Genomic DNA, 26,764 nt, shown 5'->3' on the forward strand with positions numbered 1-26,764 from the left:
AAATTATTGAACGTGAGTTGGTCTGGTGTCGTGAACTGGAGTCTGCTTCGGGCTCTTTGCAGACATTCGAGAGTTTACAATGAGGAGCGCCGATGTCTGCTATGCGGAAATGCAGACTTCCAGTTTTCTTAACCTGATTATTACAATCCAGGCATGACGCACGTTACGCTCAACCAAAGAGATCATTGACCGATAGACCATTCGAACTTCAATATGATCATGCGCTGGCTCCGTCGCGAACCACATTGAAAACATGGGCGGAGGATTGGCCAGAGAACGACTGGGAGAGGCGCATGACTGCCAATGTGGAGACCCTTTTCACCGAAAGCGACGGGCTATCCATCGCCTATCAAGTTTGGGGCGATGGGCCGCGCAATCTTGTGTTGGTCCCCGGAATGATTTCGCATCTGGAAGCGTCCATGGAAAATCCGGGCTATCTGCAGTGGATGACAGCTCTCAGCTCGGTAGGAAGATTGGTTACCTTCGACAAGCGCGGTAACGGCATGTCAGACCGCATTCAGGGGACACCAACCCTTGAAGAGCGCGTCATGGATATAGAGGCTGTGATGGATGTCACTGAAATGACCTCAGCCACGGTCATTGCTTTCTCCGAGGGGGCCTCACTTGCCAGTGTCTATGCCGCGATGCGCCCCGAGCGCGTCGAACGCCTGGCTTTGTGCGGTGGGTACGCTCAAGGCCGTCTAACTCGCGGTTACCTGACCCCTGAAAGCCTAAAAATCGCGTTGAAACAGTTCCGCGAGAATTGGGGGAAGCTCTATAAACCTCACCCATTCTCGGCTTTCGGCCCAAGTGAGGACGATGCTGAAGCTCAGGAAGCATGGGCGCATTTCCAAAGGATGAGCGCGACCCCTATTACAGTCGCCAACCTGTTCGAATTGGCTGCCCGGATAGATATCCGGGAATTGCTGCCTTCTATTTCACAACCTACTTTGGTCATACATCGCGAATTCGAAGAACCCAACGGGGCTGATTGCGCCCAGGATTTTCTGCGTTTGATGCCATCCACTGAATACAAAACCATACCCGGCCACGAGCATGTGCCATGGGAAGGCGACGTGGACAGCTATGCGGCCGCAATCGTCGAGTTTGTTACCGGCGAAACACCGGCGACGATCCAACCCAAGCGCACCCTTGCTACCGTTCTGTTCTCAGATCTTGTCGCGTCCACCTCGCAACAAGCACGCATCGGTGATGAAAGTTGGCGCGACCTGCTGAACCGCCACGATGACATCTGCGCAAACCAGATCTCTCGACACGGCGGTCATCTGGTGAAATTCACCGGCGACGGCGTGCTCGCGACGTTCAGTTCTCCTACAAGTGCGCTGGCCTGCGCTGGTTCTTTACGAGAAGCATTATCTGCAATCGACCTTAACGCACGATTCGGCGCTCACACTGGTGAGATTGAAATCCGCGGCGAGGATATCAGCGGCCTTGGCGTGGTCATAGCCGCTCGGGTGATGGGCCAAGCCCAGGAAGGACAGGTTTTAGCCTCCGATCTCACGCGGCAACTGATGCTCGGTGCGCCGTTCGAGTTTCAGGACCACGGTGAGCACGAGTTGAAGGGCGTTCCAAATTCTTGGAGACTGCACGCGGTCAGCCCTATGAACTAAGCAACTCGGAACATTGGCCTTGCCTGCTGGTCTTAACCACGGGATCCGATTGTCGGCTTTGGACTCGAAGCGGTCACCTGACTGTTTCTGTCGGATGTCCGTTTGCCAGTGCGAAGCGGACGATAGTGCATAAGTGCAACAGTCTCGACACATATCACGCGACTAAGAAGAACCTGAGCAAGAATGTGAATTGCGCCTATGCGGTACTGTAGAGCAGAGACTGCAAACATCGTTGGTATCCTGCTCCCGCAACCAAACTTTCCAATCAGATATCAAGCACTTAGACTCGCATCGCGCGAGGCCCTTTGCTTTGCACCAACACCACTGGAAGCACTATGGAAGCAAAGGGTGACGCCGAGCCGTCCCGTTCCGCGTCTGTCAAAACCTGCCCGAGTCGTTGCAACTCATCTTGGCTCAGAAACCGTTCCCGTTTCTTTTCGCGGTATTTTGGGACCTGGCGGCAGGGGGTTGATCCGTCAGGCCGCTAACCCCAGGTTTCCGTTAGATTGCATATTGGACAATACGCCCAATGTCCGATTGTCCTGATAGGGTTTGTCCCGGAACTTGTGGTGCAGTTCGGCAATGTCTTTTCGTTCAACGTCCACCACTTTAAAGCTGCCGATGGCCGTAACGATGAACAAGTCGATTGCCCTTCGATACTCTCCTTGGCTGACGTATCGACGGTCAAGACTTCGAAAATCTGCGAGTCATCACTTGGCTCTACAACGTCCCACAAGTTTTCAAGCGGAGTTACGCCCATATGTGAAGCCGAGATAAATTAGCCGGTCAAAAAAATCCGACTACTTTCTTGTGACCAAAGGGTATGTCAGCTGTGTACCCAAGCGTTTTGGGTTAAATTGGAGCTTCCGAATTGCTGCTTTGTTGTGCGTAATCGAAAAATTCGCTGGTGCAGCGGCGCCTAAATCGGCTGTCAGGTAAACGTTTAGGTTAATCACTAAAATCCACTGACGCGTTCGACCAGCCAATAGACCGATACGCAACCAATGGCGTAACCTGTAATTGATCTGGCGGGCCCGATCAGCTGGGATGACTCAAAACGTGTCACTTGACGCCACAGGTAAATTCCCAGCGACAGGCTTGTAACAAAGATGAGCTGACCGGCCTCAACCCCCAGATTAAAAGCAAGCAGCGCGGCCGGAATATCCTGAGAGGGTAAGCCGATCTCGGACAAGGCCCCTGCAAAGCCGAGCCCATGCAAAAGGCCAAAACAAAAGCAGACAATCCAGGGATATTGCTCGGACAACCTGAATTGTCCGTCCCTGTGTTTCAGAATTTCCAGCGCCAGGAACAGGATCGACAAGGCGATGATCGCCTCGACCGGGGCTGCCGGAACGCGCAGAACGCCCAATGTTGCCAGTGCCAGTGTAACCGAATGTGCGACTGTAAAGGCAGTGACCGCGCCAACCAGCCTCCACGGATTGCGCACGAGAATGAATAGGGCGAAGACAAACAAAAGGTGGTCCCAGCCTTCCAGAATATGTTCAAACCCCAACCAGAAATAGTTGGTGAATACGGACCATGTGTTTGGGTTTTGGGGCAGCAGCACCGTGGGTTCCGCTGGAGTAAAACGCAATGTTGCAATTGCTGACTTCAGCGGCTGAACGCGCAGCAGGACGTCGTTATTTTGACCTTCAAGCCCCTTGATCGTGATCGGGTGGCCCATCAGATCGGTTTTACACAGTGTAACCCACGAAGTGACCCAAGCGACCGAGTCGAAGATCGGTTGTGGTCCCTGGGCAGGGGTGCAGACCATAGGCAGAGATGCGTCGATCCGCATGGGCTGGCCATTCACATCGGGTACGCGCCACAACACTTGCCAGGTGTTCTGTGTCAGTTGCCGAAGGTCCAAATACCCGGGATCAAGCGCGTGGGTATTTCCGGGTTTTGGGGCAAAGGTCAGCCAGATCGCCATCATCAGGCAAATGAGCACCCTCATTCACTGCCCTCCGGTATTTCAACCCGGTATTGCGCAGCAAGGCTTTGGTAGTGCGCCTGTGCCAATTCCTTGGCCATGTCCCTGCGCCAGGCAACCAATGCCGCCTCCCGGATGTCTGCCAGAGGTGGCATAGATTCTGGGTAGGTTTCTGTAATTCGGACCAGATGCTGCCCGTATCCTGATGGGATTGGGCCCGTCCAGATCCCGGCTTCCAAATTGGCAAGCGCCGCCGAAAATCCCGGCCCAAATGTTGTGTCCACAACCTTTGGAGCCGATGGCGGCATTGATCTGGGCATAAGTGATTGAATGCCGATCTCGGACCAATCCGCGCCTGACTGTAGCGCGGCAAGCGCTGTGTCGACTTGTTCTGACACCGGCTGCGCGCCGAGAAACACCTGCTCGAATGCCAACTGCGGAGGTATTGTAAAACGCGCCGGATTCGCTGCAACGTAAGCCTCAAGCACTGAATCCTCAGGGTCTACCGAAATGGCAATTGCGTCTGCCAGGAAGTCCATTTTTTGGGCCAGCCTAGCCCGAACAACCTGATCCCCACGATCCAGCCCAAGTTTGCGGGCCTCGCGTACAAGAATTTCTTCGCGCACCATGGCGTCGATCAGAGCCTTTTTCTCATCCTCTTGGGGCGGGCGCTTCCATGTTGTTTCAAAGCGCGTAACCAAAAATGCGACGTCCGCGTCGTCGATGACAATTGCATCGCCCGGCTCATCGTTTTCGTTCTTTGGGCCTACTATGGCAAACCAGCCAAAGATGGCGGCGCCGATCAAAATGAAGTGGAGCAGGGGTTCTTTCAAAATACGCATTAACCGTTCCGAAGATACGTTCAGACCCACCTCAATCGTAGAGGCGGGCCTGTTGAAAAGTCAAACGTGATCACAGCGTATTTCCATTATATTCCAACACTGTGCTGCTCTTTCGAAGATGATTTTCCATGCCCGGAAGAACTTTGGACGATGGGCAGGTCATTCGCCGGGGGTGTACCAGATCGGCGACGAATAGGCCCGTTCCTGATGGATCAACTGTGCCTCTTCCGGGAGATCAATGCCAAACCGCAACTTGTCGTATAACACCCAGCGCGGGGTCGGAATTTCCAAGACTCTGACATAATAAAACGTCCGTTCACTCGGGTTGAAATCCGGATCGGTCCAAACAGTGATCAACTCGGACGCACCGATTGTATTGCTCCAGCTTGCGGTTTCTATATCTACGGTATTGCCGACCTCGGGCAGGTTGCCATCCGCGTCCAGCGCCCGGTCATCGGACCAGGCGACGTTATAGACCTTTTCCTGCAACGCGCCGTCAGCATCCAGCCAACCTTTGACAACCTGTACTCGATCCAGATTTGCACCGATCGGGTCGCGCAGGGCACCGATCAGGAATTTCGGCGCCCCATCACTCTCACGCGGGCGCAGGTCGCTGCCCATGGGGACGCCTTTGGTATAGCCAACATCAGCAAGGAAGCGGGTTTCAAGGTCCGTGTCGTCAAACGTCCATCCACCAAAGAAGCGCAAACCGATCCGAGGGCCCGTAGTAGCGTAGGTTTCCCTACGCTTGAATGCGTCGAAAATGGCCGAGCGTGTGTTGTCGGTGGCCCAGACAGCGGTGTAGCCCGAAGCAACAAGCAGATCGCCGGGTATTTCGCCTAAATCGTTGGCAATGAAGGGATGTTCTATCCGTGTGGGCGACGGTTCCACGCTGACAGATTTCCCAAAAAAGTTATCTTCTTCTGCTGTCACCAGCGAGGTATGGCTGTCGGTTGCGCCACCCATGCCGAACTTATAGGGGTTCACGCCGAACTTTTCTTCCAACATCAGGCCGCGCTTCAGCGCTTCGCGCGCATACTCGCCCGCCAGCATGTCTTCGGTTTTCAATTCGGTGATATCGAGGTTGCCAACATCCCAATTCTCATAGTCGGCAAAGGGGTCTTCTGGGCTGAGATACGGGTGTGCCTCGCCATCTCCCTTAATTTGCGTGACTTCGTAGTGAGGTTCCCATTTTGCACGGTTTTGGACGTATTCTTCGTCAACCTTGCCGCCGTGGTATGTATCTTCGGTTGGGAACATCCACCCGTTCGACAGGTTTCCATTATGGGCGAAGGCCACCGCCCGGCCTCCAGTTTTGGCTTCGTATTCTTCCAGCCACGTATAAAGCGTCTTGGGATCAGTGTCGCCGTAGGGCGGTTGTGTCACCGGCGGGACAACCTGCAATGCGCGGATTGGTCCGTCGCGTAGCATAACGTTTCTGTGCAGGTTGAAACCCTTGGGAACTGAAGTCCATTCGAAACCGATAAACGCGGTAAAATTACCGGGATCGTTATGCTGTTCAGCGGCCAGAACGATTTGTTCCCATGTGAACGCAAAGGCGTCGGCCCCCGGACTGTAGGATTCCAGCAATATTTCAGGCAGCGTCATCTGCGAGAAGTTAGTGATAATATCGAAGGCTGCTTTCCCGGCTTCCTCGCCACCGGCCTTGTACCCCTCATACCACTCCAACCCCTTCGGGTCCGAGAGCACACCGGGTTTGCCTGCTTGCAGATCAGGGGCAAACCCCATCAGATCCGTGTGATCGGTCAGAACCATCCAATCCAGCGGTCTGGCCAGCCGGACCGGTTGCCCGGTCGAGGAAATCACCTGCTCGCCTTTGGCAAATCGCCAGGCGTCGTCGGGCAGCAGCGTATTGCCAAAGGCGCCCGCATCCAGCGACAGGCCCGTGTGCAGATGCGTATCCCCCCAAAGCGGGCGTTCAGGGAAAGAGCGGTTGGCATAGGGTGAAAAGGGGCGCTCAGCAAACATCTCCTCGGCGGCTTCCTTGGTGGGAACTGCATCGGCAATGGCGGTTGCCGGGACTGAGACCAAAGTAAGTAAGCAAACAGACAATCGAAGCATGTGAACCTCCCCATTCACAGAATTCGTGGATACAGCTATGAGAAATATAATTTAATATTCCGATTTAACGATATCACGTTGCTTACAGCTCGTGTGAAAAACTTTTTGGGTTCGGTTCGCCGGTCTGAATGATCAGATTCAACACGGCGGTTGAATAATGGTGGCCAGCCGATCCGCGGCGTTTGAAATTATGTCTTCTTCGAACGCGGCGTATCCCAGCAATAGCCCCTGAATCTTTCGTGGCAAAACGCATTGCTCCGACAGCGCGCTGATCCGCAGCCCCCTTTCATCGGCGCGTTTGCTGATTTCAACGTCGGTCATCCGGTTCGACAGGGCGGTTCGTAGTTCAACACACAGATGCATGCCTGACGAGTCGGGTTGAAGTTTCAGGAGGTTGGAAACTGGCGCCAGCGCGCTAAGCAAATGGTTCTGTCGTCGCGCGTAGACCCGACGCATGCGTCGTAAGTGCATTGCGAATTCACCGCTATTCATGAATGTCGCTAAAGCTGGCTGGGGGATCAGCGAGGCCCGCGCACCCACATGGTCAAGGTAGGTCCGCGTGTTTTGCAGCATATGTTTGGGCACGACCAGATACCCGATCCTCAAGGCCGGGCTGACGAGTTTCGAAAAGCTGCCGAGGTAGATCGTGTTGTTCAGGCCATCCAACCCCGACAGCGACGGCAAGGGTTGCCCCCGGTATCGGAATTCGCTGTCGTAATCGTCCTCGATCACCATCGCGCCGGTCTGTCTGGCCCAGTCCAGCAATGCCACCCGGCGGGGCAAAGGCAAGCTAACACCGGTTGGGTAGTGCCGTGAGGGGGTGACAATTGTGGCATGTGCTCCAATTGGCAGTCGGGGCACATCCAGACCGTCCTGATCTATACGCACAGGGTGCGCACTGTTGCCGGTGTCTGTGAGGATCGTGTGCAGTTTCGGCCAGCATGGGTCTTCGATGGCTACCCGCTTGCCCGCGCCAAGCAGCCCGTGGAATACCACTTCGAAAGCCTCGCGTGCGCCTGAGGTGATCACAACTTGCCCCGGATCACAGGAAAGATGCCGCCACGCAGCCAGGTGGTCCGAGATGGCCGCACGCAGCGGATGCCAGCCCAAGGGATCGGGTCGCGCCAAAAGCTCGGGTGTGGGGCTGCGCCAGGCGCGCTCAAGGTGGCGGGCCCATTGTCTGTGCGGCAGCAGGGTTTGATCTGGCAGGCCGGTTTGAAAGGGTCGCCATGCATGCGTTGTTGGGTCTGCATCGCGGGGAATGGGATGCGGTTGCGACAGGTGTGTGATCTCGCTTGCCACATAAGTGCCGCTGCCTTGCCGAGTGACCAGATATCCTTCGCTGATCATCTGGTCATAAACGGCCTGAACCGTTGTCCTGGAAATCGACAACTCGGACGCCAGTGTGCGGCTGGCCGGCAGTCGCGCCCCGACCAAATCAGGGGACATGGATATGAGGCCGCGCAATGCTTCAAGCAACTGCGCCTGTAGCGGCGTCTTCAGCGATGAATCCAATGAGATCGCAAAAAGATCGCGACTTAAATTGGCCTTAGAAAAAGTTTCCAAATTGGACATTTGAAAACATCCAATATCCGGGCAGTACAGTCATAGCAAGCACTAACCCGAGCTATGACAATGAACGAGACTTTGAACATCACCGACAGATCCCGCCTGCGCAGATCACATGAACGGGGGCATTTCGACCGTGACAGCATCAACAGTATTCTGGACGCGCAGCCAATGTGCAGCGTGGGCTATGTGATTGACGGCATACCTTTTGTCACACCCACCCTGCAATGGCGCGAGGGCAATCGGGTTTATTGGCACGGCTCTTCGGCCAGCCGCGCGCTGCGAAATTCACGTGATGCGCAGGTCTGCTTGTCGGTCGCAATTCTGGATGGGTTTGTTCTGGCCCGATCTGGGATGCACCATTCGGTCAATTCGCGGTCGGTCACGCTGTTTGGCACAGCGGTCAGGGTTGAAGACCCGGTGGAAAAGCTCAACAAGCTAGCTCGGTTCGTGAACGGTTTGTTTCCCGGCCGCTATGAAGGCCTGCGGCCCGATCACGTGCAGGATCTGAAGGCGACCATGGTGCTGGGGATGGAGATCTCGGAAGGCAGTGCCAAGGTCCGCACTGGTGGCCCCAATGACGAGGAAGAGGATTATGCTCTGCCGATCTGGGCCGGGGTCATTCCCGTCCATACCTCGGTCGGTGAGCCGATCCCCGATCCCCGGAATATCGACGGTGTGCCGGTGCCCAATCACGTGCAAACCTTCAAGCTGTAGGGCCTGGCGTTGGCAGATCTTTCGGTGACTCTGATTGTTGCGGCCTTGTTACGCAACCGCGTGAGCATCCGCGGTCGGATTTGCTGGATTCAGCCCGGGTCGCGTCGGCGTGGCGCTGGCGGGGTTGGCGTCGCCTAGATATTAGGCCGATGGTTCTTTGGCGCGCCCTTGGTGGTTGAAGATCAACTGGTTGGATTGGAAATCCGACCGGAAATCCGCGACCCTTCCGGACAGCGCATAGTAGAACTTCTTCAAACCGGGCTCGATATGGTGGGCTTGCGCGACGCAATCCTTGCATATTTCTTCGACGTGATCGTGCGGGTGGCGGTCCCGAATGGCCGCGACCAACTTTTGATGAGTTGCTTCCAGTTTCTGGAATGCAGGTGTTTCCAGAATGTCCTGGTTGCCCACCAGCACGAAGACGGGCTCCAGATCGGTTCGTCCCTTCAGGTCGACATACCCGGCCTCAAGCATTGCCATCTCGTGCCGTGTTTTTTCGTAGACCGAACTTGAGACGACAATGTCGTAATCGACATGGCGGCAGCTTTGTTCAATCCGGGCTGCAACATTCACCACATCCCCGATCACGGTATAGTTGAACCGACGTTTTGATCCGATATTGCCAACGCAGGCCTGACCCGTGGCGCAGCCCGTCGCCAGTGCTATCGGTGGTCGTCCTCGCATGACATCCGAGGTGTTGAATTCCACCAGTGCCTGCCGCATCAACAGCGCTGCCCGCGCAGCGCGACATGGGTGATCCTCGACTGGCAGAGGCGCGTTCCAAAAGGCCATCACCGCGTCACCGATGAACTTGTCGATTGTGCCGCGTTCCAGCAATATCTGATCACCGACTTGAGAAAACAACTGGTTCAGCAAGGTGACAAGATCGGTGGCCGAGACCGACTCGGACAATGGCGTAAAGCCGCGGATATCCGAGAACATGACAGTGATTTCCTGCGTCTCGCCGCCCAGTTGAAGCTGATGTCCCGATGTCTCCATTTCGTCCAGAATCTCGGGCGCGACATAGTGGGAAAAGATCTGCCGGATTACGCGCTTTTCACGCTCGGTCGAGATGAACAGATAACCCGCCAGCAAGCCAAAATTGGCCATGCCCCCCATCAGCGGAAAGGTGACATCGAACAGTACCAATTGATTCTGAAAGGCCAGCCAGCTGATGCCAAGCACGACTGCCGCCGACACGCCGCCCGAAACAAATGAGGCGACCGCACCGAACCGTGCCATAACGGCCGTAACCACAACCCCAAGAATGACAAAGGACAACAACTCCAGGGCTGCTGTTACATCCGACCGGCTTAACATTTCCCCGGTCAAAACCTGTTCCAGAATTTGCGCATGGATCGACACGCCGGGGACGGATTCGCCCAAGGAGGTTTGGTGCATGTCAAACAATCCGGCAGCCGATGTGCCGACCAGAATAATCCGCCCTTCGATTTCGGCGCGCAGGTCAGGATTATCCTGTGACTGCATGACGTCGTCGGCCGACAGATACAGGTCAGGGTTGTCGCGCCTGTACCTGACCCAGACCTCGCCGTTTTCAGTGGTCGGCAGATGAAATTGACCGACCTCGACCGCAAGCATGATGCCAGCCTCGTCCGGCATGCCTTCGGCAATGATGATGGACTCACCCATGGCAACCCGCAGTGCTTCGATCCCCAGACCCGGCAACGACCCGTCTGGTCCGCCCCACAGGATAGGCACACGGCGCACTATGCCCATCCCACCTAACGGCGAGACATTGACCCCTCCGATCCCCGCTGCCGCACGGTCGAGCGGTGGCGCCGGTGGGGTCCAGTGCGGTACCGTTACAAGCCCCGAGGATGGCGATTCCCCAATTTCGATAATACCGGCCAGGGGGGTGACCTGCCTGCCGTCGCTGGATTGCCGGGCCGCCGCACCCAGAACAACCGGCCATTTGGCGATTTCCATTGCAAACAACACGTCATGGTCCAGTTTCTCGGCGTGCCGCTCAACCGACAGCACGCCAGAGAGCGAGGGATCTTTCATCAGCCGTGCGGGTGAAAACCTGTCAGGTTCGACAAATAGCATGTCGAAGGCGATGGCCGCCGCGCCGTTTTCGCCCAGGTTTTTAACCATCTGCGCCAGCAGAGTTCGCGGCCACGGCCATTGTCCCCAGTTGGCCAGCGACTGTTCGTCGATATCCACCACGCGGACCGGCAGATCCGGATTGTATTCTCGCGGTGAAATGCGTTGCAAGATGTCAAAATAGATCAGCCGCGTCATCCGCACCGGATACGGATCGAGAACCCGGACGAAGCATCCGAAAAGGATCAGGCCTAGTCCGACTAGCTGAAAGGCCCGCCGTCGCCCCGTTCGTTCCTTGGGCTTTCCGGTCACGTTTGCCTCCGAATGCCGTGGTCAGCCCTTGTGGGGCTGTGCGCAAAATGCGTATGCCGCCACGGCATTGACTGAACTAATGTCACGCAGCAACGAGTTAGCGTCCTTAGCCACCGCTATTGCCGCCATTGCCGTCAGTGGCGCCGCTGCCAGCACTGCCGCCAAACCCTCCGGAACCTTCACCACCGATCGTGCCACCACTTCCCGGCTCGCCACTGCCTGAACCACCTCCGATCGAGCCCCCGCCGGCATCACTGCTGCCGCTACTGCCGCCGATATTGCCGCCATTGCCGTTGCCACTGCCATTGCCAGCACTCACACCGCCACCATTTCCATTGCCGCTTCCGGTGCTGCCACCCACGCTGCCGCCATTCCCGCTGCCAATACTGTCAGTGTTGTTTTCGGGCGGTGACGAAGATTGGGATGGTCCTGCCGCAGAACTCTGAACCCCACTCTGTGGCGCCCTATCCGGGCTGGGTGTGCGGTCCTCGGCCCTTTGCGGTACGGGGGGCAAGGTGTCCGTTCCGCAGCCCGTCACATTCGTTTGCAATGGAAGCAGAAGCTGCTCTTGCGAATGAACAAAGGGAAAACCTTCTTTCACCGCCTGATCATAGCTTTCCTGATCGACCGGACGCCCGATCCCCCCATTCTGCGTGGTCGCAAGAAGGTTGCATCTGCTTCCAGTCTCCTGACAACTACCACCTAGTGCGCAAATAGATACCCGGCCTTGCAACATCATCATGGCACTTTGCGATCCAGGTGCGACCCACAGGTCAAAGGTCGTGCCGCGTACCGCCATGGTCGCAGTGGGTGTCTGGATCGAGTAGGCCCGCTTTTTGCTTTTGCCCGAAATAAAGCGAAAACTGCCGCCCAATGCCTGAACGGCAAAGTTCTTGGCCTTTTTGTTGCCCCGCAACATGGTGACATCCAGCGTCATGCGGGCGTTCGGGCCGATCGCTATCTTTGTATCGTCAACGAAAATCAGCTGCACCAGCCCGCTGCCATCGGTCGAGATGGAATCGCCGGATGCAACATCCATCCCCGTGCGCAATGGCTGAGATTTCCCCGCACGGGTTACTTTCGCGCCTTGCTCGACGCCGATGACTTTTCCTATGTTGGCTAATATCTGCGATGGCAGAAGCAATACACAGCAAACAACAAGCAACTCTTTCAACCAGGCCAAACCTAACGTCCTTCCCCCACAGATAGGTACTGAGCGCATCGCGCCCACCGCTCGGTTTGTGCCTCAATGAATCCGCATTTTTGAATTATACGTTAATAAATCCATACAAATATGCCTTATAGCTCGCATATTTGGCAAGTTTTCTGTTCACAGCACGTCAGAATGGGTGGGTTGGAGAAGTTCTTCACGGGAATTGTTCTGAAATTTCCAGCCTTCAAGGGTGCGCAAGCTTCACTGATTGCAGGTGCGGTTGCAGAGAAAGCGAGAAAAGTGCACGCGACGCAGAAAATCGCCTTGTATCCGGGTGACAGGCAGGGATATACCGGCCAGCGGAGACGTGGCCGAGTGGTCGAAGGCGCTCCCCTGCTAAGGGAGTAAACCAGGAATGGTTTCGAGGGTTCGAATCCCTTCGTCTCCGCCATAACATTCTGATTAAATTAGATAATTTTTTTACGCCGCAACGCAGAATTTGCTGGAAAAGTGCGCGTTGAATTGCACGATTTTCACACTGATTCAAAACAATTTTCCTGCAATAACGCTGAAAAACTGGCACAAAACTGACACAGAATCGGAGTGAATCGCTTTATTGTAAAGAAATTTTCGGACCTCATTTTGCATATGCAGCAAAGGAGGTGGCCGCTTAGTCTTTTTAAGATCGCCAGTTGCGCGATCGTTGCCATGAAGCGAACTTTCGTTACGCAGAACTTCAAAGTCTAGAAAGCGGGAAGAGAGTGAATTCTCAGTGACTTTACCGATCTCTGCTTACCGGTAAGCGTGCAGCATCGTTCCGGGAGCAGAAGCATGAGCTTTGCGCAGTGAATGATCTCTTAGATCAAGTACGGTGACATAGGACTAAGTCTGCAGGTGAGTTTTGGACTGGACGAAACATAGTGTTGGAGAGTGTAGTTTTATGACCGACCGATACCTGCTGCTTGCATAAATTTTGGGTGCTTGCAGTTATTTGAAACGCTGAACCGAGAAGGCACCTGCTCCAAACCCCATATCTTGTTTCCCGCTCGACGTGGGTTGGCCTGAAAGTATGCATTCCTTTCACTGATATACTGATCGATGGCAGCATGCATCTCCTCCTTAGACTGGTAATTGCTGTTGTGAATCACCGATTGAGAAAGACCACTAAATACTGATTCAATCACGTTAAGAAATTGGGCCCGTGCTGGCAGTGGCCGCAACTTGATCGTCGGTGATTGGAACGTATTTCGGTATTCTTTCGTGTTGACCCTACGTACCTCCGCTAGAAAGGCCTTTGAGGAGTGCCACGATGCTGCGTCCCAAGACAGATAGAGCCGACGGCAATCCCAATACTCATGAAGCAAGACATGCAGGAGGCGTATCATTTCTGCGGTGTTTTTTCGGTCAGAATAGAAGTGAGTAATCTGGTTTCTTGATAGCTCCAGAGCCGCCGTTACGATGACATACCCTTTCGAGTCTTGATACTGTGGGACGGTGGGTTTCTCACCTCGCAATACTCTTCGCCGTCCCCCTCTTTCCCTTACCGATACAGGACCGTACTCATCGATCGAGAAGAAACGATCCATGGGTCCGAGACGTCTGAGTGTTCTCGTGATAGCGGCCAGTTTTTCTCTGTAGTCCGGATCATTGCTGGTCAGCACCTCTCGAGTTTTTCGAAATTCGTACCCTTCAGTCTTGATCATTTTGCTAATGCAAGGGCGGCTGATCCGTGTCCCGCTGTCCAACAAGACTTGGTGTAGAAGATTGATTGTCCAAGTGGTTCTGTTTACTCCATATGCAGATGGTGGCGCATGGAGTACCTCAAATAGTTTTGCCTTTGCGGCTGGGTCTTGAAACTTTTTCGGTCTGCTCGGCTTTGAGAACAACGCATGTAGCTTCCGCCGCCTCCAACGGTTTAGGAGTCGCCTCGGCCAACCACCTCCGTGGCCAAAGAACTCGCCCACTAAATTCGGATGAATTCCTATTAGGCAGCAAGTGATCATTGCTGCGCGATCCTTGTGCAGCTTCGAGTCGGACGCCAATGCCGGTATAACGAGCCGCTTAAAGTCGTCATGATCTTGGACTGGAATCAGAGTAAGCAGTTCCTCTGGCGCGAATTGCCCTCGCGAGACATGTGCCATAAACATGATCGCTGCTCGCTCGCGTGTTCGCAAGCGGGAGTTTTCCCGCGACAGATAGATGGCGCGTTGGAGTAGCTTCCGATCCACCTCTATTGTGCGAGTTGCCATAACCAACACTACCACATTTGATTGCAAACTGCACAAAGCCCAAGGACATCATGACCGCCGAGTTCAACAACCTGAGTAGGCATTCTAACAGTTCGTCTCTGACCGCACGATCCGAGGATTTGGGCTCCCAACAGACTTAGTTCGCAGCGTCAATAAATCGCTGCTTCTTGGGAATTGAATACACTATCCTTTGAGCGTTTTGCATGCAGTGCAAAAAACGCGTTCTATCTCATGAGTGCTCCAAATATTCGTGCAATACCAATTTTAACGTGCAGTTCGGCGGGGCACCCAAAACCTCAGGAAGTAATTAGGAAGTCGAGAACTTTTGATGAAGGATCGATCGTCAAGGCGAGGCAGTGCCGATTAAACCGTGCAAAATTGGCACAAAATTGGCACAGGCACAAGAAAATACCAAATTAACTTATTGTTTTTATTATATTTTTTGAAAACTTCGGCTTCCCTGCTAAGGGAGTAGGCCCGGAAGGGTCTCGAGGGTTCGAATCCCTTCGTCTCCGCCATCAACCTATTTCGGTGAATTGGCATTGTCTGTCTAACGCTCCGTAATCCTATAATTAATCAGCACTAATAACCTCATAGTATCATCTTGAGTTTTACTAAGTTGTCCTTAGTATATTTCGTCGAGTGGTATATTTTGTGGTATTTTCATGGCTGCGCTCAGCGGGAAGCTGACAAAAAAGCTGGTAGAGAATCTAGGTCCGGGTCGGCATGGCGACGGTTCTGGCCTGTACCTCGTTGTTGATCCATCGGGCGCGCGGCGCTGGATCGTGCGCGTAACGGTTAAGGGACAAAAGAACCGCAAGGGCGCTCCTCTACGCACAGATTTCGGTTTGGGCGGCGCGGATGTGGTCACATTGAACCAGGCGCGCGAGAGGGCGCTCGAATACCGGCGGATGGCGAAAGCGGGGTTGAACCCGCGTTTCAACGCACATCGAGAAATACCGACGTTCGAAGAACTCAGCCGACAGGTCCACATCGACCGCCTGCCCACATGGAAGAATGCCAAGCATGGCCAACAATGGCTCAATACCTTGCGTGACTATGCGTTTCCCAAGATCGGCCGCATGCCTGTGGACAGCATTGATCAGCCCGAAGTGCTGATGTGCCTGTCCCCCATCTGGACCGAGAAACACGAAACTGCAAAGCGACTGTCTCAGCGGATCAAGACGGTGCTCGACGTGGCAAAGTCTAAGGGCTTCCGCTCGGGCGAGAACCCGGTGACCGCGATCCGCGAAGGCAAGGTGCTGCCCACCGTCAAAGCCAAGGTCCAGCACCATGACGCAATGCCGTGGCAGGAGGTGCCCGCGTTCTTTGCCGACTTGCAGACCCGCTCAGCCATGGCCGCCAAGGCGTTGCAGTTCACCATTCTGACCGCCTGCCGAACCTCAGAGGTGCTGGAGATGAAATGGCCCGAGGTCGATGTCGATGCGCGCCTATGGACCTTACCTGCGGAGCGCATGAAAGGCGGGCAGGTCCATCGCGTCCCTCTCACCGACGAAATGCTAGCCATTCTGAAGCCGCTGCGCGCGCTGGCCTCTGACTATGTGTTCGAGGGGCAAAAGCGGCATCAGCCCTTATCGAATATGTCTATGCTGATGCTCCTGCGCCGGATGCGGCAGGATGGCGTCACCGTGCATGGATTCCGCAGTTCATTTCGGGACTGGGCAGCGGAGGCTGCAAACGCACCACGTGAACTGGCGGAGGCGGCTTTGGCACATCAGGTTGGGTCTGATGTGGAGCGAGCTTACGCGCGAACGGATTTATTAGAAAGGCGGCGGGAAATGATGAACACTTGGTGCAGTTACGTATTTGAGTTCACAGCAGGGGCTTCGAACTGATGTTTAGCCCGATCGGTGCGGTTAGCTTATTGGAATTGAGAGGGACTCTCGGTGAAATACTCACTTATTGGGAAAACAGAGACGTCTTTCATAAGATCTGTAAAGAGATAGGGTACGAGTATGAAGATGTAGACGGACTGCCCTATATTCGTGATCGAATAGAACCTGATGGTTCTGTGTTTCCGGCACCGACACACCTTGGCGCGTCGGCGTTCGGCTACGTAATCGAAGATGTTTTCAAGTTGTTTTTAATTGGAACGGACCGATTTCATCTTTGTTCGCCAAGTGGTGAAAAACTGGTGGGCTCAAACCTGTTCCTTGAGCTCCTCGACTTAAACTATGAGGCCGAGGAGTTCTCCAAATTTACAAAACACAACTTCGGCTGCCAGTGGTTTTTTTTGGAGTACCCAACCTACCTAATTTCTACGAAAAACTGGGACAGGTTTTCCAAAGATTTTTTGATCGAAAACAACCTGATTGATCCAGGTTACGTCCTGCCAATTGCAGAGAGAGTCAGATCGTTTGAAGGTTGGAGCCTGTGCGTTGTTGAGGATGACATACCGAAGACAGCACAGGATTGCTTGTCCTTGGTGGAATTCAATCGGGAGAAAAGACTAACCTCTAAACGCGGCAGGCCATCGTTGGAAAAGGCAAGAGCCGCATTCGCCGCGATGGGTAACAACAAAGGTTCGTTGTCTTGGACGCAAGTCCAAAACCGACTAGAGAACCAAACCGGGCAGCGGCCTTCACCTAAAACACTTCGAGACTGGCGCGACGCTGCGTCGAACCCCCGGGGGAAAAAATAGGGGAAAGACTGGGGCCAAACTATTCATTTTTCCCCGACTGGCTCGTTAGGCAAAAATGGTTCCAATTAAATGCCATCGCAACTGATCCAAGAGGATTTCAACGATGGCAAACGTCTTCAATGACGACCGGGTCTATTTCCCAGAAGACCCTGAGATGAAATTGCTGGGAAACCGCGAGAAGCTGGCTCAATGGCGCCACCGCATGTGTGGTCCGGCCTTTATCCGCATTGGTCGGCGGATCGCCTATCACGGCGCCGATCTGAACGCTTGGCTGGCGGCGCGGCGCACCGATCCCAACAACGAGGCCGCATAATGAAAAACCCCAACTCCAAGCGCGGAGATGGGGCTTTCCCAGTGACATCAACTGCCACCCTAGCAAGTTCAGTTGATGCCACAGGATGCCCCGCGCCGACAAGACAAAACGAGCGCCGGTACTACTGGTCGCCCCTGAGCCATTCGGTTGAACGGGTGATCGTGCGGAAAGGACGGATCGAGCATGGCTGATATGTCCTTTTCCAAGCCGAACATTACGAGTCACGACAGGGGGCCAGACACTGGCCCTCTTACCCGAACCGATCATCGGGAAACCGCTGAGAACTACAGTGGCGAGCTCTTTCGCCATGGTGTCTACCGCGTTGCCGTCTGTCGGGATGGCATCCAATGGCTGTTTCAGCGCCAGAGGCCCCAGTTTCCAGCCGGGGGAGCGGCGTGGGACACGCTCGGGTACTGTGTGTCCAAATCCGGCCTAAACTGGCTCGTCCGGGCATATATCGGCTGTGACATTCCCGAACTGGATGCTTTGCCCAAGCACTTCCGGCGGAGGTATCGCGATGAGTAGACGCCGATCTCCCAAAGGCAAACGGTCGGATGAGGGCCAATACGTTCCTCTGCCCTACGCCATGATCAAATCTCCGGCATGGCGGGCTCTGTCCGGACCTGCAGTGAAGCTCTGGCTGGAGCTTCACACCCGCTTCAACGGTGGCAACAACGGCAAGCTGTTTCTGTCGATGAATGAAGCAGCAGAGATTCTTGGTATGGGCAAGGCCACGGTTCAGCGTGCCTTTGAAGATCTGCAGGACAACGGCTTCCTTGTGCTTGAGCGTGAAGGCAACTGGTATCACCGTCGAGCCCACGAATGGCGGTTGACGACTAAGGCGACGCAGACCCTGTACGGCAAGAAAGCCGCCACCAATGACTGGCGGCTCTGGCAGCCCGAAAAAACAAAACGCGGTTCTGAGACGGACCCGTCAGCGTCCTCTGTGGTTCCGTTTGAGAACCCAAAGATCTCCCATGGTTCCAAATCAGAACCCGTCAGGCCGATTTCGCGCCGGTCCTTCGGTTCTGAAACGGAACACTAATACTAACCACTCCCTGTTACGCGAGGCGAACATGAGCAATGCACAGAAAGACAAAGGCAACGAACTTCGGACAAAGGACTCCGAGCTTACACAAGCGGAGACCAATGCGGTTGCGGATTTGAAGGAACGGAAGAGATCACGCGTCCGGGCCCTGGACATCAAGTTGGACTTCGATGAAGAGACGCGGAGACTAACGGTTGGCCACAAGGGGAAAGACCCACACGCAGCCTGTGCTTTGGCAATGCATGAGCTCGGCACAGCAGACGACCGGTTCTTCGAAGGTGTCATGGATCAAGTCGCGACTCTCGGGCAACAGGGCAGCTCTGTCTCCGAGACCGCGTCGAACTTCGTGATGTCCGTTGTTGCCGGGGTCAGACCGCAGGACGAGATTGAATCCATGCTTGCGATCCAGATGGGCGCGATCCATCAAGCCACGATGATGATGGCACGGCGCCTGAACCATGTAAAATCTCTCCCGCAGCAAGATTCAGCAGAACGCGCGCTTAACAAACTCGCGCGAACCTTCACAAGCCAGGTTGAAACCCTGAAACGGTATCGCTCCAAGGCGGATCAGACCGTCCGTGTGGAGCGCGTCGAGGTCAAAGAAGGTGGGCAGGCCATTGTCGGCAACGTCCAAAACGGGGGGCGGTTGGATGACAAAAAGTGACGACAACCTCGTGGACCCTACGAAAAGACTCAATGATGCGCCCAGGTGCACAGCAACAGCAAAGTCCACCGGCAAGCGGTGCCGGGCACCTGCCGTTCAAGGTTGGAGTGTTTGTCGCATGCATGGGGCTAGAGGTGGGCATGCTGCGGGACCAAGCCATCCGTCTTGGAAGCATGGGGAACGGTCGAGAGAAACCGAGGAAATGCGCAAGACGATCAATGAACTTATCCGCGCTGACAGGGAACTGCAGAAATTGATCGACTGACTAGGCACTGCCTCGCAAGCAAGGCAAAGCAGTCGTTCGATCGAAGTGCCTGGATGGCTGCTCCGAGCCCAAAGCGGCCCCGCTGGAAATGCAGGAACTGAGCCGTTTCCGTTAAAGATTAATCCGAACCCGCAGGCCAAAAATCCAAGGGTCTTCATCACTGAACCCGGGATTGTTGATGTGCTGAAGGTCACCTGTGATGGCAATGTTGTCGGACACGTCGAAGCGGTAGAATGCCTCGACAGTCGTTTGTGTGTCCAACGCGCTGTCGCTCGGGTCGGCGATCGTAACGCCAAGGCCAAAGAGATCATCATAGAAACCGGGCCGCCATAGCACACCCGCATTGATGGCGCGGTTGGCGATGGGTGCCGTGCCGTCAGACCAGCCCAGCCGCCCAAAGACCATCAGATCATTCTCGAACGTATGATTGGCCGACAGCATCGCGCCTTTTGCTGAGGGAACGCCGGCGTCGCTGCGCTCATCGACATGAAACAGACCGAGATGCACGTTGGTCAGGTATCGCTTGGAGGGCTCAGGCGTCCATCCGATTTCGCCATAGGTAAAGAACTCTGAGCCGCCCGGGAACCAATCTATATTCGTCAGCGATCCATTGGCATCACTGACGAGACCGAGCGCGTAAACCTGATCAGTCAGAAATCCTCCTCCAGCAATGCCGAACCCGGGGTCAGGGATTGGAAGCACTGGGCTGAATAGGATCGAATAGTTGGAAAACGTTGTACGCGGGTTCACATAGCCGAGGATGTCGCTGTAGTCGCCGGGATCGATCCGGCCGGCAACAAAGCCAGCACGTCCACCGGCCAGAGCTTGAGCCCAATAGGCAACGGAGAGCGTAGTGTCCGTATCCGAGAAGGTAACTCCGGTTGCGCCGACGTAACCGATTTCGCCTGCAAGCCCAGACGGCGCAATGGGCTGCCCAAGGCGGTGACGGTTTTCTAAAATGAAGACCAAACTGCCGGTATTTTCGCCACCGCGGTTCAGAAGGTCCCAGTTACCCAAAATGCGGAACTGTCCCGACGCGGCTTCGTCGGTGCCACTCAGGCTGTCGGACGATTTCTGATAAAGAGCCTGATAATCAAAGCTGAGGTTTAACCCGGTGCGCTTCGTGAGGCGTTCTCGCGCCACCTCAATGGGATCAAACCATCGGTCCAATACTGGCGAGCGACTGTCTTCCAATCGCATGAGCCGATCTTCTTCGAGCTGCGCCTGAGCAGAGCCCGGCCCACCGATAGAAGCCCGCGCAGTGGCTTCCAATCTATCTCTCGGCGAACCGGCTGCTTCCTGTGCTTGTGTCTCCGAAGCAAGCGAAAGCCCAAGCAAAGAAGCACTCAGGACCGACAAAATCCTGCGCTTCAACCTTAGTTCTCCAAAGTGTTTTTGTAGATTATGCCGTCTTTCATGATCACTCGAATAGTTTCGATACCTTCGCCGCGCGGTTCTGCATCGAACCATTTCTCATTACCGCCAATGACTGTGATGTCCTCAAGCGGGTTTCCGTCAACGATAAGGATGTCCGCGTAGGCGCCTTCTTCGATGACACCGAATTTGCCGGGGTATGGGTTCCGCCGGTTGGTGATCTGAGCCAGTTCACCCGCCGTCGAAGTGGCCGACACAAGCATGGCATGATTTCCGAACAGGCTGGCGAAGTAGTATTTTTCAAAGTCGCGGTGCGCACGGGCTGCCTGCTTTGACAGCAACACGGAATCTACGTTGTGCACGATCTTGGGCTTGTACTTTTTGACGTATTCAACGAGGTTTTTCGACTCCTGAAAGAAGTATTCGACCTTTTCCCGCACTGGCCCCGACGCATAGTTTGGAACCTTCAGCAAGTCAGGTGTGAGGCCCGCGGTATTCAGAGCCCAATACGTTCCCATCTCAGCCATGCGTTTCACAGTTTCTTCCTGCGCCATTTGACCGTGTTCGATGCCTTTCACCCCCGCATCTAGGGCTGCATTAATTGACCTGTCGGTATAGGCGTGAACCGTAACGTAGGTATCGAAAAACTCGGCTGCTTCGACCGCAGCTTCGAGTTCTTCTTGTGTGTAAGCGTGTGACCAGAGTGGGTCCAAAACCGACGACACCCCTCCACCGGCGAATAGCTTGATCTGGGTCGCGCCGTTTGAAAGGTTTTCACGCACAGCTTCGCGGACCTCGTCGGGATTGTTCGCAAGTGTTATGACGCCCTTCTTCTCTAAAGAAGTTTCTGGCGCACCCAAGTAACGACCTGAAGGCGCTCTCCAGTCGCCATGACCCGATGTTGGCGAGATGCAGGCCCCCGATGCATAGAACCGCGGACCAATTATGTCCCCGCGATCGATGGCATGCCGGACAGCGTCCGAACTTCCGCACGCGTCACGGACGGTCGTGTAACCATCCATCAAAAAATCGCGCGCGTTTGCTGTAATCATCAAACCAATCTCATCCCAACGGGCACTCTGCCCATCGTTCAAAGTCGTCATCGTATTCACGAGGTTGAAGTGCACATGGTTCTCGACCAGCCCCGGCATCAGGGTGCGGCCATCGCCATCGATGACAACGGCATCGGGTGCATCAATCGCGTCTGAAGAGATTTCTTTGATGATGTTGCCTTCGACAAGAACGCTTGCATTCTCGATCCGCTCTTCATTTATGCCGTCAAAGATATGGACGTTGGTAAAGAGCGTAAAAGGCGCATCAGGCGTCGCACCTTGCTGAGCGTGGCCGGCGACTGCCGCAAATGAAATTGCTAGGGTCGCTAGTAAATTTCTTAAAATTTTCATGTGCACACCTCGTCCGTTTGGAAAATTTTGCATATAAAAAAAGAATATCACTCGGTGTTGCTATGAGAAGTTGGGATTTAACGACAGGACACGCGGCACGGTGGAGCAGCAGCGAAGCCGATTTTGCAGATAGCGCATAATGCCAAAGCCCTTGCCGGTGGCATCTGTGCCGTTTTTGGCGTCCATCGCCGCTCCGCTCCAAACCGCCGGATCGCCGGTCACGCGCCATCTGGAGGCGTGCGGCTTGCCCGGGGGCGTTTTGGACGTGCGCGACGGCCTCGTCTCGGAACTGGCGTTATGGGATTTTGAAGAATGTGCCGCGCGAAAGGAAGGGTTCGAGCACTTAGGATATGTCGCGTCCACGGATTTGATCGAAGCGGGTACCCTGTGCGGGCACCGGCTACCTTTTGCCCGAACCGTTGGCGAGTTGCTTTGTGAGTTCGCGAAATGGATTACGTCGCATTCGAACTATGCCGCGCACTCAGTGCAGTTCACCGCATCTGGCGCCTGGTACAACTTCGACAATCGTCGACTTACAATATCGCTCCCGTGGCAGGTCGAGCAGTACATCATCGGAATGATTACGGCTCTTGTTCGGACAGCCTCACCAGACTGGAAGCCCGCTCGTTTGCGGTTAACGAATCCGAAGCCTTGGCATCAGGTTCCGAAAGACTGGGAGAACGCCAAAACGGATTGGGATGCGAGGTTGACCGGCGTGTTTCTAAGCAACGATACCATGTCCACTCCCGTCGTATTACCATTGCATGGAGATGCTATCGTTTCTCCGGACGCGTGCGCTTCCGATGCATTTGAACATGTGCTGAAGTCCCATGTTCTTGGAGGTAATGCTTCTCTAGACGCCGTTGCGCATTCTTTCAGGATGTCCCCGCGCACGCTTCAACGGCTACTCGCTGCGAAGGGCGGCCGCTTTCGCAGTCTGAAATCCGTGGTTTCGATGCGGATCGCACGCGACTTGCTCTACAACCATAACCAAACGGTAAAGGAAGTATCGTACCGCTTGGGTTATTCTTCTGTTGCCGATTTCTCAAAGGCCTACAAACGCCATTATGGCGTCAGCCCAAGCTTGGATCGTATAAGCGGATAACTTCCAGTTTACTCGTTCGGTTGAAACGCGTTGCGTCGAATTTGCGAAAACGGGGTCATGCCCGAAAGGGCGGCTTTGTCCGCAGACTGTGAGTTCGTGCACCCTGAAAATTTGCGCCTGCAGCGAACGGCCGGTTCGACGGGCCGCACCGCAGCGGCGACATGTGTCGATGAACGTCCGCTTCGGGCCGTTGCCGAGCTTAGTCCAATAGCTGCGAACGGCAGCTTTGTCCGCATAGCAGTCGTTCACTGAATTTAGTCGAAAGTCCGCTCCGAGCCCGAAGGTGACCTTGTTGGGCTGACAGAACCTGAGTGTCGCGTTAAGTTCCTTGAAACGGGGGGAAACGAATGGACAGAAGGCTTACCACAGTGCTTGCAGCTGATATTGTCGGCTACTCTGCACTGATGGATCGTGACCGGGAAGGTACGATTGCAGCACTCAGATCATTCCGTGAAGAAACGCTTCAGTGTCTGCTGGAAGACTATGATGGAACGCTGATCAAAAGTATGGGCGATGGTTGGATCGCCGAGTTTAAGTCCACATCAGACGCTGCAGACTGCGCCATTGCAATACAGTCGGCGCAGAAACCGGACTGTATCAAGCTTCGAATTGGCATCCATACCGGCGAGGTTGTCACCGAAGGTGATGACATTTTTGGTGATGGAATAAATGTCGCTGCTCGTCTCGAAGCTATGGCCGAGCCGGATCAGGTTTTGATATCGGACACGTCTCACAACAGTCTTGACCGAGGCGACGCGTCCAAATTCGAAGGCGGCGAGCAGACAGAACTCAAAAATATCACGCGTCGTATCGGTGTCTGGTGCTGGCCGAAGGGCACTTCAGCCAATCTGTCACCAATGACAGATGTCAGACCTGGGATTGCAGTGCTTCCATTCGACAATATGTCTGGTGATCCCGAACAGGAGTTCTTTGCAGACGGCATCACCGAAGACATCATCACAGAGTTGTCTCGTTTCCGATGGCTGATGGTTGTGGCCCGAAATTCGTCCTTCACTTTCAAAGGTAAAAGCACGGATATCCGCGAAGTCGGTCGCATACTGGGAGTGCGCTATGTTCTCGAGGGTTCAGTCAGACGAGCAGGTCAACGCGTCCGCATTACAGGACAATTGATTGATGCGGAAGACGGCAGTCATCTCTGGGCAGATCGCTTCGACGGCGTGCTTGATGATATTTTCGACCTTCAAGACAAAGTCACACTGGAGGTTGTAACGGCGATAGAGCCATCTCTAAGGCACGCCGAAACCAACCGTGCGCGTGCGAAACCTACGGATAATTTGGAAGCTTATGAACTTTACCTTCGAGCGCAATCGCATTTCCATCTTTTGACAGATGAAGACAACCGAGAGGCCATACGTTTAACGACCCTCGCATTGGGTCGTGACCCAGATTATGCGTCCGCATCAGGGTTGTTGGCTTGGTTGCATATTCAACGGATGGTTCAAGGGCTTGAGCCTATTGGCGAAGGGCCGAAAGAGGCCGTAAAGGCAGCCGAACGGGTGCTGCTGAGTGATCGTGCAGACGGGATCGCGCTGGCGTATGCTGCGCATTCAATCTCAATGCTGGCGCGGGACTTGCCACGCGCGCGGGTTGCTTTCAAACAAGCTCTCGAGCAAAACCCAAACGCTGCAACAGTTCACATGCTGGCATCCATCAATCTTTTTCTTCTTGATCGGCCAGAGGAGGCACTTAGTCACGCGATTCAGTCTGTCGACCTGAGCCCGCACGATCCGTTGCGCCATGCTGCTTACATTGCTCAGGCAAGTGCACTCTTTCATCTTGGGCGCTACGAGGAATCGGTTAAGGCTTGCCGAGACGCCTTATCTGTGCGTTCAAACTTCGTAATGAGTCATCTCATGCTGATTGCGGCTCTGGGACACCTCACCGATGATGATGCGGCTCGCGAAGCGGTTGCAGATCTTCAGGCGTTGCGCCCAGGGCTGACCGTAACCTCAGCACAGACTCAATTACCAATATTTACTGTTCCATCTTGTGCAAACAATTGGCGTGAAGGTTGGTTAAAAGCAGGGTTACCTAAATAGGTGACTAGTAAAGTTGGTGAATATAGATTGACGCCGCTCCACGCGAAGTTAGCGAAACCTCAGAAATGTGAAACCAAGAAAACTGAATCCCCGCAATGAAGGCTTTTGACCTTTTGCAACATTCAAAATCCTTACTGTCCCGCGTACCAGACATTCACTGAATTCTGCCGAACGTCTGCACCGAGCCCGCTCCGGTACTTTCATTTTTAAAGCTGGTTGACACGAATAAAAAGCTGTTCGTCCCCCCCGTCTTGTTTGGGCCATCGCGCATGGATCTGAGTGGTCCTGGTGCGCGGGATTTGGAAAAGTCTGCTCTTGCGGGGTAAGTTGGTGGTTTAGTCCTCTCGACCGAAGGGAGGCCAACCAGAGGTCAATCATAATGAACGACGTCCCAGAAGACGGCGCCCCACCTTCAGGGCCACCATGGATAGTTCCGGAAATTCAACAAAAGATCGCTTGGAGAGACGGTGATGTAGTGATTTCTGTTCCAATTAAAAGCGGGACAACCTGGACAATGAACATCGTTCATCAGTTATTAACGGGCGGGACTGATGATTTTCGAGACGTCTACGAAGAGGTGCCTTGGATTGAATTTTTGGCCTTCCCCGGGCAGCCTCAGGAAGTTGTGGTTGAACGGGTAACAGCCATGCCAACCAACACGCGCCGCGCTTTCAAGACGCATTCGCCGCCACCTGCGGTGCCGTTTCAGAGCGTCGGGTCGGGCACCGACGTCAAATATGTCGTAATCATGCGAAATCCGGAGGAGGCCCTCGTTTCATTCAGGCCATTCCTGAACAAGCACTCGGACGCATGGTATGAACTCTGGGGCGTGCCAAGAGAAGCCCTTTGTCGACCCGACTTTCCATCCTTCTATTCTGATGTGATTGACGCCAACGGTATGCAAGGCGCGATTTTTGGCTTTCTCGCCGCGTGGTGGCCGCTCCGGAATGAACCAAACGTTTTGTTCCTGCACTTCTCTGACATGAAGAGTGATCACCAAGGATCAATCCGAAAGATTGCCGAATTCATCGGTGAAGAGCTGACCGAAGAACAATGGGCTAATGTACTAGAGTTTACATCCTTCCCTTGGATGAAAGCGAATGAGGGAAAGTTTGAAGGGCGTACGGCCTCAGAGATCCCGATTCTTAATTCCGGAGCCATGATCCGCAAGGGCGCCGTTGGCGAGGCAAGAATGGATGGAATGACGGAGGAGATTTCTCAGCATCTGCGCGAAGTTGGTGGCCAGATTTGCCCGGATCCCGTCGCCATCAAATGGGTCTACGAGGGAGGTACTTTACTTAATTAAGTCGCGCATGTT

The 26,764-nt window shown here is 54.5% G+C and carries 21 protein-coding genes and 1 tRNA gene; 12 read left to right on the forward strand and 10 right to left on the reverse strand.

Going from position 1 to position 26,764, the window contains the following annotated elements; genetic code table 11:
* Positions 1–293 precede the first annotated feature (293 nt).
* Complete coding sequence (locus tag RUE5091_RS20030; protein ID WP_058283717.1) at positions 294–1,631, forward strand: adenylate/guanylate cyclase domain-containing protein; 1,338 nt, start codon at positions 294–296, stop codon at positions 1,629–1,631.
* Between the two features lie 476 nt (positions 1,632–2,107).
* Here the strand turns inward: RUE5091_RS20030 and RUE5091_RS23650 are convergent, their stop codons facing one another.
* The 5 genes from RUE5091_RS23650 to pdxR all read right to left on the reverse strand — a co-directional run bounded on the left by RUE5091_RS23650 (position 2,108) and on the right by pdxR (position 8,063).
* Positions 2,108–2,272 (reverse strand): hypothetical protein, encoded by a 165-nt coding sequence (locus RUE5091_RS23650; protein WP_243470828.1) that lies wholly within the window; start codon positions 2,270–2,272, stop codon positions 2,108–2,110.
* A 314-nt stretch (positions 2,273–2,586) separates the two neighbouring features.
* A complete protein-coding gene (locus RUE5091_RS20035; protein ID WP_082643743.1) occupies positions 2,587–3,588 on the reverse strand; it encodes a HupE/UreJ family protein in 1,002 nt (333 codons plus the stop codon).
* On the reverse strand, positions 3,585–4,406 hold the full coding sequence (locus tag RUE5091_RS20040) for a peptidylprolyl isomerase (RefSeq protein WP_058283718.1): 822 nt from the start codon (positions 4,404–4,406) through the stop codon (positions 3,585–3,587). Before RUE5091_RS20040 ends, RUE5091_RS20035 begins: the two co-directional genes overlap by 4 nt.
* Positions 4,407–4,565: 159 nt before the next feature.
* Positions 4,566–6,488 carry a DUF3604 domain-containing protein gene (locus RUE5091_RS20045; protein ID WP_058283719.1) on the reverse strand — a complete coding sequence of 641 codons (1,923 nt, stop codon included), beginning with the start codon at positions 6,486–6,488 and terminating at the stop codon, positions 4,566–4,568.
* A 138-nt stretch (positions 6,489–6,626) separates the two neighbouring features.
* Positions 6,627–8,063, reverse strand: a complete 1,437-nt coding sequence (gene pdxR, locus RUE5091_RS20050; protein WP_058283720.1) for a MocR-like pyridoxine biosynthesis transcription factor PdxR — start codon at positions 8,061–8,063, stop codon at positions 6,627–6,629.
* A gap of 60 nt (positions 8,064–8,123) precedes the next feature.
* Between pdxR and RUE5091_RS20055 the strand changes: the two genes are divergently transcribed.
* Positions 8,124–8,774: a pyridoxamine 5'-phosphate oxidase family protein gene (locus RUE5091_RS20055; protein ID WP_058283721.1), complete on the forward strand. Its 651-nt coding sequence runs from the start codon at positions 8,124–8,126 to the stop codon at positions 8,772–8,774.
* 141 nt (positions 8,775–8,915) lie between these two features.
* Here the strand turns inward: RUE5091_RS20055 and RUE5091_RS20060 are convergent, their stop codons facing one another.
* Both RUE5091_RS20060 and RUE5091_RS20065 read right to left on the reverse strand, forming a co-directional pair.
* Positions 8,916–11,150, reverse strand: a complete 2,235-nt coding sequence (locus tag RUE5091_RS20060) for a CHASE2 domain-containing protein (protein WP_058283722.1) — start codon at positions 11,148–11,150, stop codon at positions 8,916–8,918.
* Positions 11,151–11,256: 106 nt separating this feature from the next.
* A complete protein-coding gene (locus RUE5091_RS20065; RefSeq protein WP_243470829.1) occupies positions 11,257–12,333 on the reverse strand; it encodes a FecR family protein in 1,077 nt (358 codons plus the stop codon).
* Positions 12,334–12,664: 331 nt separating this feature from the next.
* Between RUE5091_RS20065 and RUE5091_RS20070 the strand changes: the two genes are divergently transcribed.
* Positions 12,665–12,754 (forward strand) — tRNA-Ser (locus tag RUE5091_RS20070).
* A gap of 487 nt (positions 12,755–13,241) precedes the next feature.
* Here the strand turns inward: RUE5091_RS20070 and RUE5091_RS20075 are convergent.
* Positions 13,242–14,552: an IS630 family transposase gene (locus tag RUE5091_RS20075; protein WP_058283723.1), complete on the reverse strand. Its 1,311-nt coding sequence runs from the start codon at positions 14,550–14,552 to the stop codon at positions 13,242–13,244.
* A 665-nt stretch (positions 14,553–15,217) separates the two neighbouring features.
* Here RUE5091_RS20075 and RUE5091_RS20080 point away from each other — a divergent pair.
* From RUE5091_RS20080 to RUE5091_RS20105, 6 genes are all read left to right on the forward strand, one after another.
* Positions 15,218–16,408: a tyrosine-type recombinase/integrase gene (locus RUE5091_RS20080; protein WP_058283724.1), complete on the forward strand. Its 1,191-nt coding sequence runs from the start codon at positions 15,218–15,220 to the stop codon at positions 16,406–16,408.
* On the forward strand, positions 16,408–17,214 hold the full coding sequence (locus RUE5091_RS20085; protein ID WP_058283725.1) for a hypothetical protein: 807 nt from the start codon (positions 16,408–16,410) through the stop codon (positions 17,212–17,214). Before RUE5091_RS20080 ends, RUE5091_RS20085 begins: the two co-directional genes overlap by 1 nt.
* A 103-nt stretch (positions 17,215–17,317) precedes the next feature.
* Entirely contained in the window at positions 17,318–17,527 is a 210-nt protein-coding gene (locus RUE5091_RS20090; RefSeq protein ID WP_058283726.1) for a MerR family transcriptional regulator, read from the forward strand.
* A 183-nt stretch (positions 17,528–17,710) separates the two neighbouring features.
* Entirely contained in the window at positions 17,711–18,052 is a 342-nt protein-coding gene (locus tag RUE5091_RS20095; protein WP_058283727.1) for a hypothetical protein, read from the forward strand.
* Entirely contained in the window at positions 18,045–18,572 is a 528-nt protein-coding gene (locus RUE5091_RS20100; protein ID WP_058283728.1) for a helix-turn-helix domain-containing protein, read from the forward strand. The genes RUE5091_RS20095 and RUE5091_RS20100 overlap by 8 nt, the downstream gene beginning before the upstream one ends.
* Before the next feature lie 31 nt (positions 18,573–18,603).
* Positions 18,604–19,239: a hypothetical protein gene (locus RUE5091_RS20105; RefSeq protein WP_058283729.1), complete on the forward strand. Its 636-nt coding sequence runs from the start codon at positions 18,604–18,606 to the stop codon at positions 19,237–19,239.
* 376 nt (positions 19,240–19,615) lie between these two features.
* Here RUE5091_RS20105 and RUE5091_RS20110 read toward each other — a convergent pair whose 3' ends face one another.
* Positions 19,616–20,776 (reverse strand): carbohydrate porin, encoded by a 1,161-nt coding sequence (locus RUE5091_RS20110; RefSeq protein ID WP_165590807.1) that lies wholly within the window; start codon positions 20,774–20,776, stop codon positions 19,616–19,618.
* A 104-nt stretch (positions 20,777–20,880) separates the two neighbouring features.
* Entirely contained in the window at positions 20,881–22,281 is a 1,401-nt protein-coding gene (locus RUE5091_RS20115; RefSeq protein ID WP_058283731.1) for a metal-dependent hydrolase family protein, read from the reverse strand.
* 139 nt (positions 22,282–22,420) lie between these two features.
* On the opposite strand from RUE5091_RS20115, the gene RUE5091_RS20120 reads away from it, so the two are divergent.
* From RUE5091_RS20120 to RUE5091_RS20130, 3 genes are all read left to right on the forward strand, one after another.
* A complete protein-coding gene (locus tag RUE5091_RS20120) occupies positions 22,421–23,386 on the forward strand; it encodes a helix-turn-helix transcriptional regulator (RefSeq protein WP_058283732.1) in 966 nt (321 codons plus the stop codon).
* A gap of 347 nt (positions 23,387–23,733) precedes the next feature.
* Complete coding sequence (locus RUE5091_RS20125; protein ID WP_082643747.1) at positions 23,734–25,446, forward strand: adenylate/guanylate cyclase domain-containing protein; 1,713 nt, start codon at positions 23,734–23,736, stop codon at positions 25,444–25,446.
* 379 nt (positions 25,447–25,825) lie between these two features.
* Complete coding sequence (locus tag RUE5091_RS20130; protein WP_082643748.1) at positions 25,826–26,752, forward strand: sulfotransferase domain-containing protein; 927 nt, start codon at positions 25,826–25,828, stop codon at positions 26,750–26,752.
* Positions 26,753–26,764 lie beyond the last annotated feature (12 nt).

It is taken from the genome of Ruegeria denitrificans (assembly GCF_001458295.1).
GTDB lineage: Bacteria > Pseudomonadota > Alphaproteobacteria > Rhodobacterales > Rhodobacteraceae > Ruegeria > Ruegeria denitrificans.

Coding starts and splice junctions, on each gene's coding strand:
- RUE5091_RS20030 (WP_058283717.1), top strand. CDS start 294: ATGACTGCCAATGTGGAGACCCTTTTCACCGAAAGCGACGGGCTATCC.
- RUE5091_RS20035 (WP_082643743.1), bottom strand. CDS start 3,588: ATGAGGGTGCTCATTTGCCTGATGATGGCGATCTGGCTGACCTTTGCC.
- RUE5091_RS20040 (WP_058283718.1), bottom strand. CDS start 4,406: ATGCGTATTTTGAAAGAACCCCTGCTCCACTTCATTTTGATCGGCGCC.
- RUE5091_RS20045 (WP_058283719.1), bottom strand. CDS start 6,488: ATGCTTCGATTGTCTGTTTGCTTACTTACTTTGGTCTCAGTCCCGGCA.
- pdxR (WP_058283720.1), bottom strand. CDS start 8,063: ATGTCCAATTTGGAAACTTTTTCTAAGGCCAATTTAAGTCGCGATCTT.
- RUE5091_RS20055 (WP_058283721.1), top strand. CDS start 8,124: ATGAACGAGACTTTGAACATCACCGACAGATCCCGCCTGCGCAGATCA.
- RUE5091_RS20075 (WP_058283723.1), bottom strand. CDS start 14,552: ATGGCAACTCGCACAATAGAGGTGGATCGGAAGCTACTCCAACGCGCC.
- RUE5091_RS20080 (WP_058283724.1), top strand. CDS start 15,218: ATGGCTGCGCTCAGCGGGAAGCTGACAAAAAAGCTGGTAGAGAATCTA.
- RUE5091_RS20085 (WP_058283725.1), top strand. CDS start 16,408: ATGTTTAGCCCGATCGGTGCGGTTAGCTTATTGGAATTGAGAGGGACT.
- RUE5091_RS20090 (WP_058283726.1), top strand. CDS start 17,318: ATGGCAAACGTCTTCAATGACGACCGGGTCTATTTCCCAGAAGACCCT.
- RUE5091_RS20095 (WP_058283727.1), top strand. CDS start 17,711: ATGGCTGATATGTCCTTTTCCAAGCCGAACATTACGAGTCACGACAGG.
- RUE5091_RS20100 (WP_058283728.1), top strand. CDS start 18,045: ATGAGTAGACGCCGATCTCCCAAAGGCAAACGGTCGGATGAGGGCCAA.
- RUE5091_RS20105 (WP_058283729.1), top strand. CDS start 18,604: ATGAGCAATGCACAGAAAGACAAAGGCAACGAACTTCGGACAAAGGAC.
- RUE5091_RS20115 (WP_058283731.1), bottom strand. CDS start 22,281: ATGAAAATTTTAAGAAATTTACTAGCGACCCTAGCAATTTCATTTGCG.
- RUE5091_RS20120 (WP_058283732.1), top strand. CDS start 22,421: ATGCCAAAGCCCTTGCCGGTGGCATCTGTGCCGTTTTTGGCGTCCATC.
- RUE5091_RS20125 (WP_082643747.1), top strand. CDS start 23,734: ATGGACAGAAGGCTTACCACAGTGCTTGCAGCTGATATTGTCGGCTAC.
- RUE5091_RS20130 (WP_082643748.1), top strand. CDS start 25,826: ATGAACGACGTCCCAGAAGACGGCGCCCCACCTTCAGGGCCACCATGG.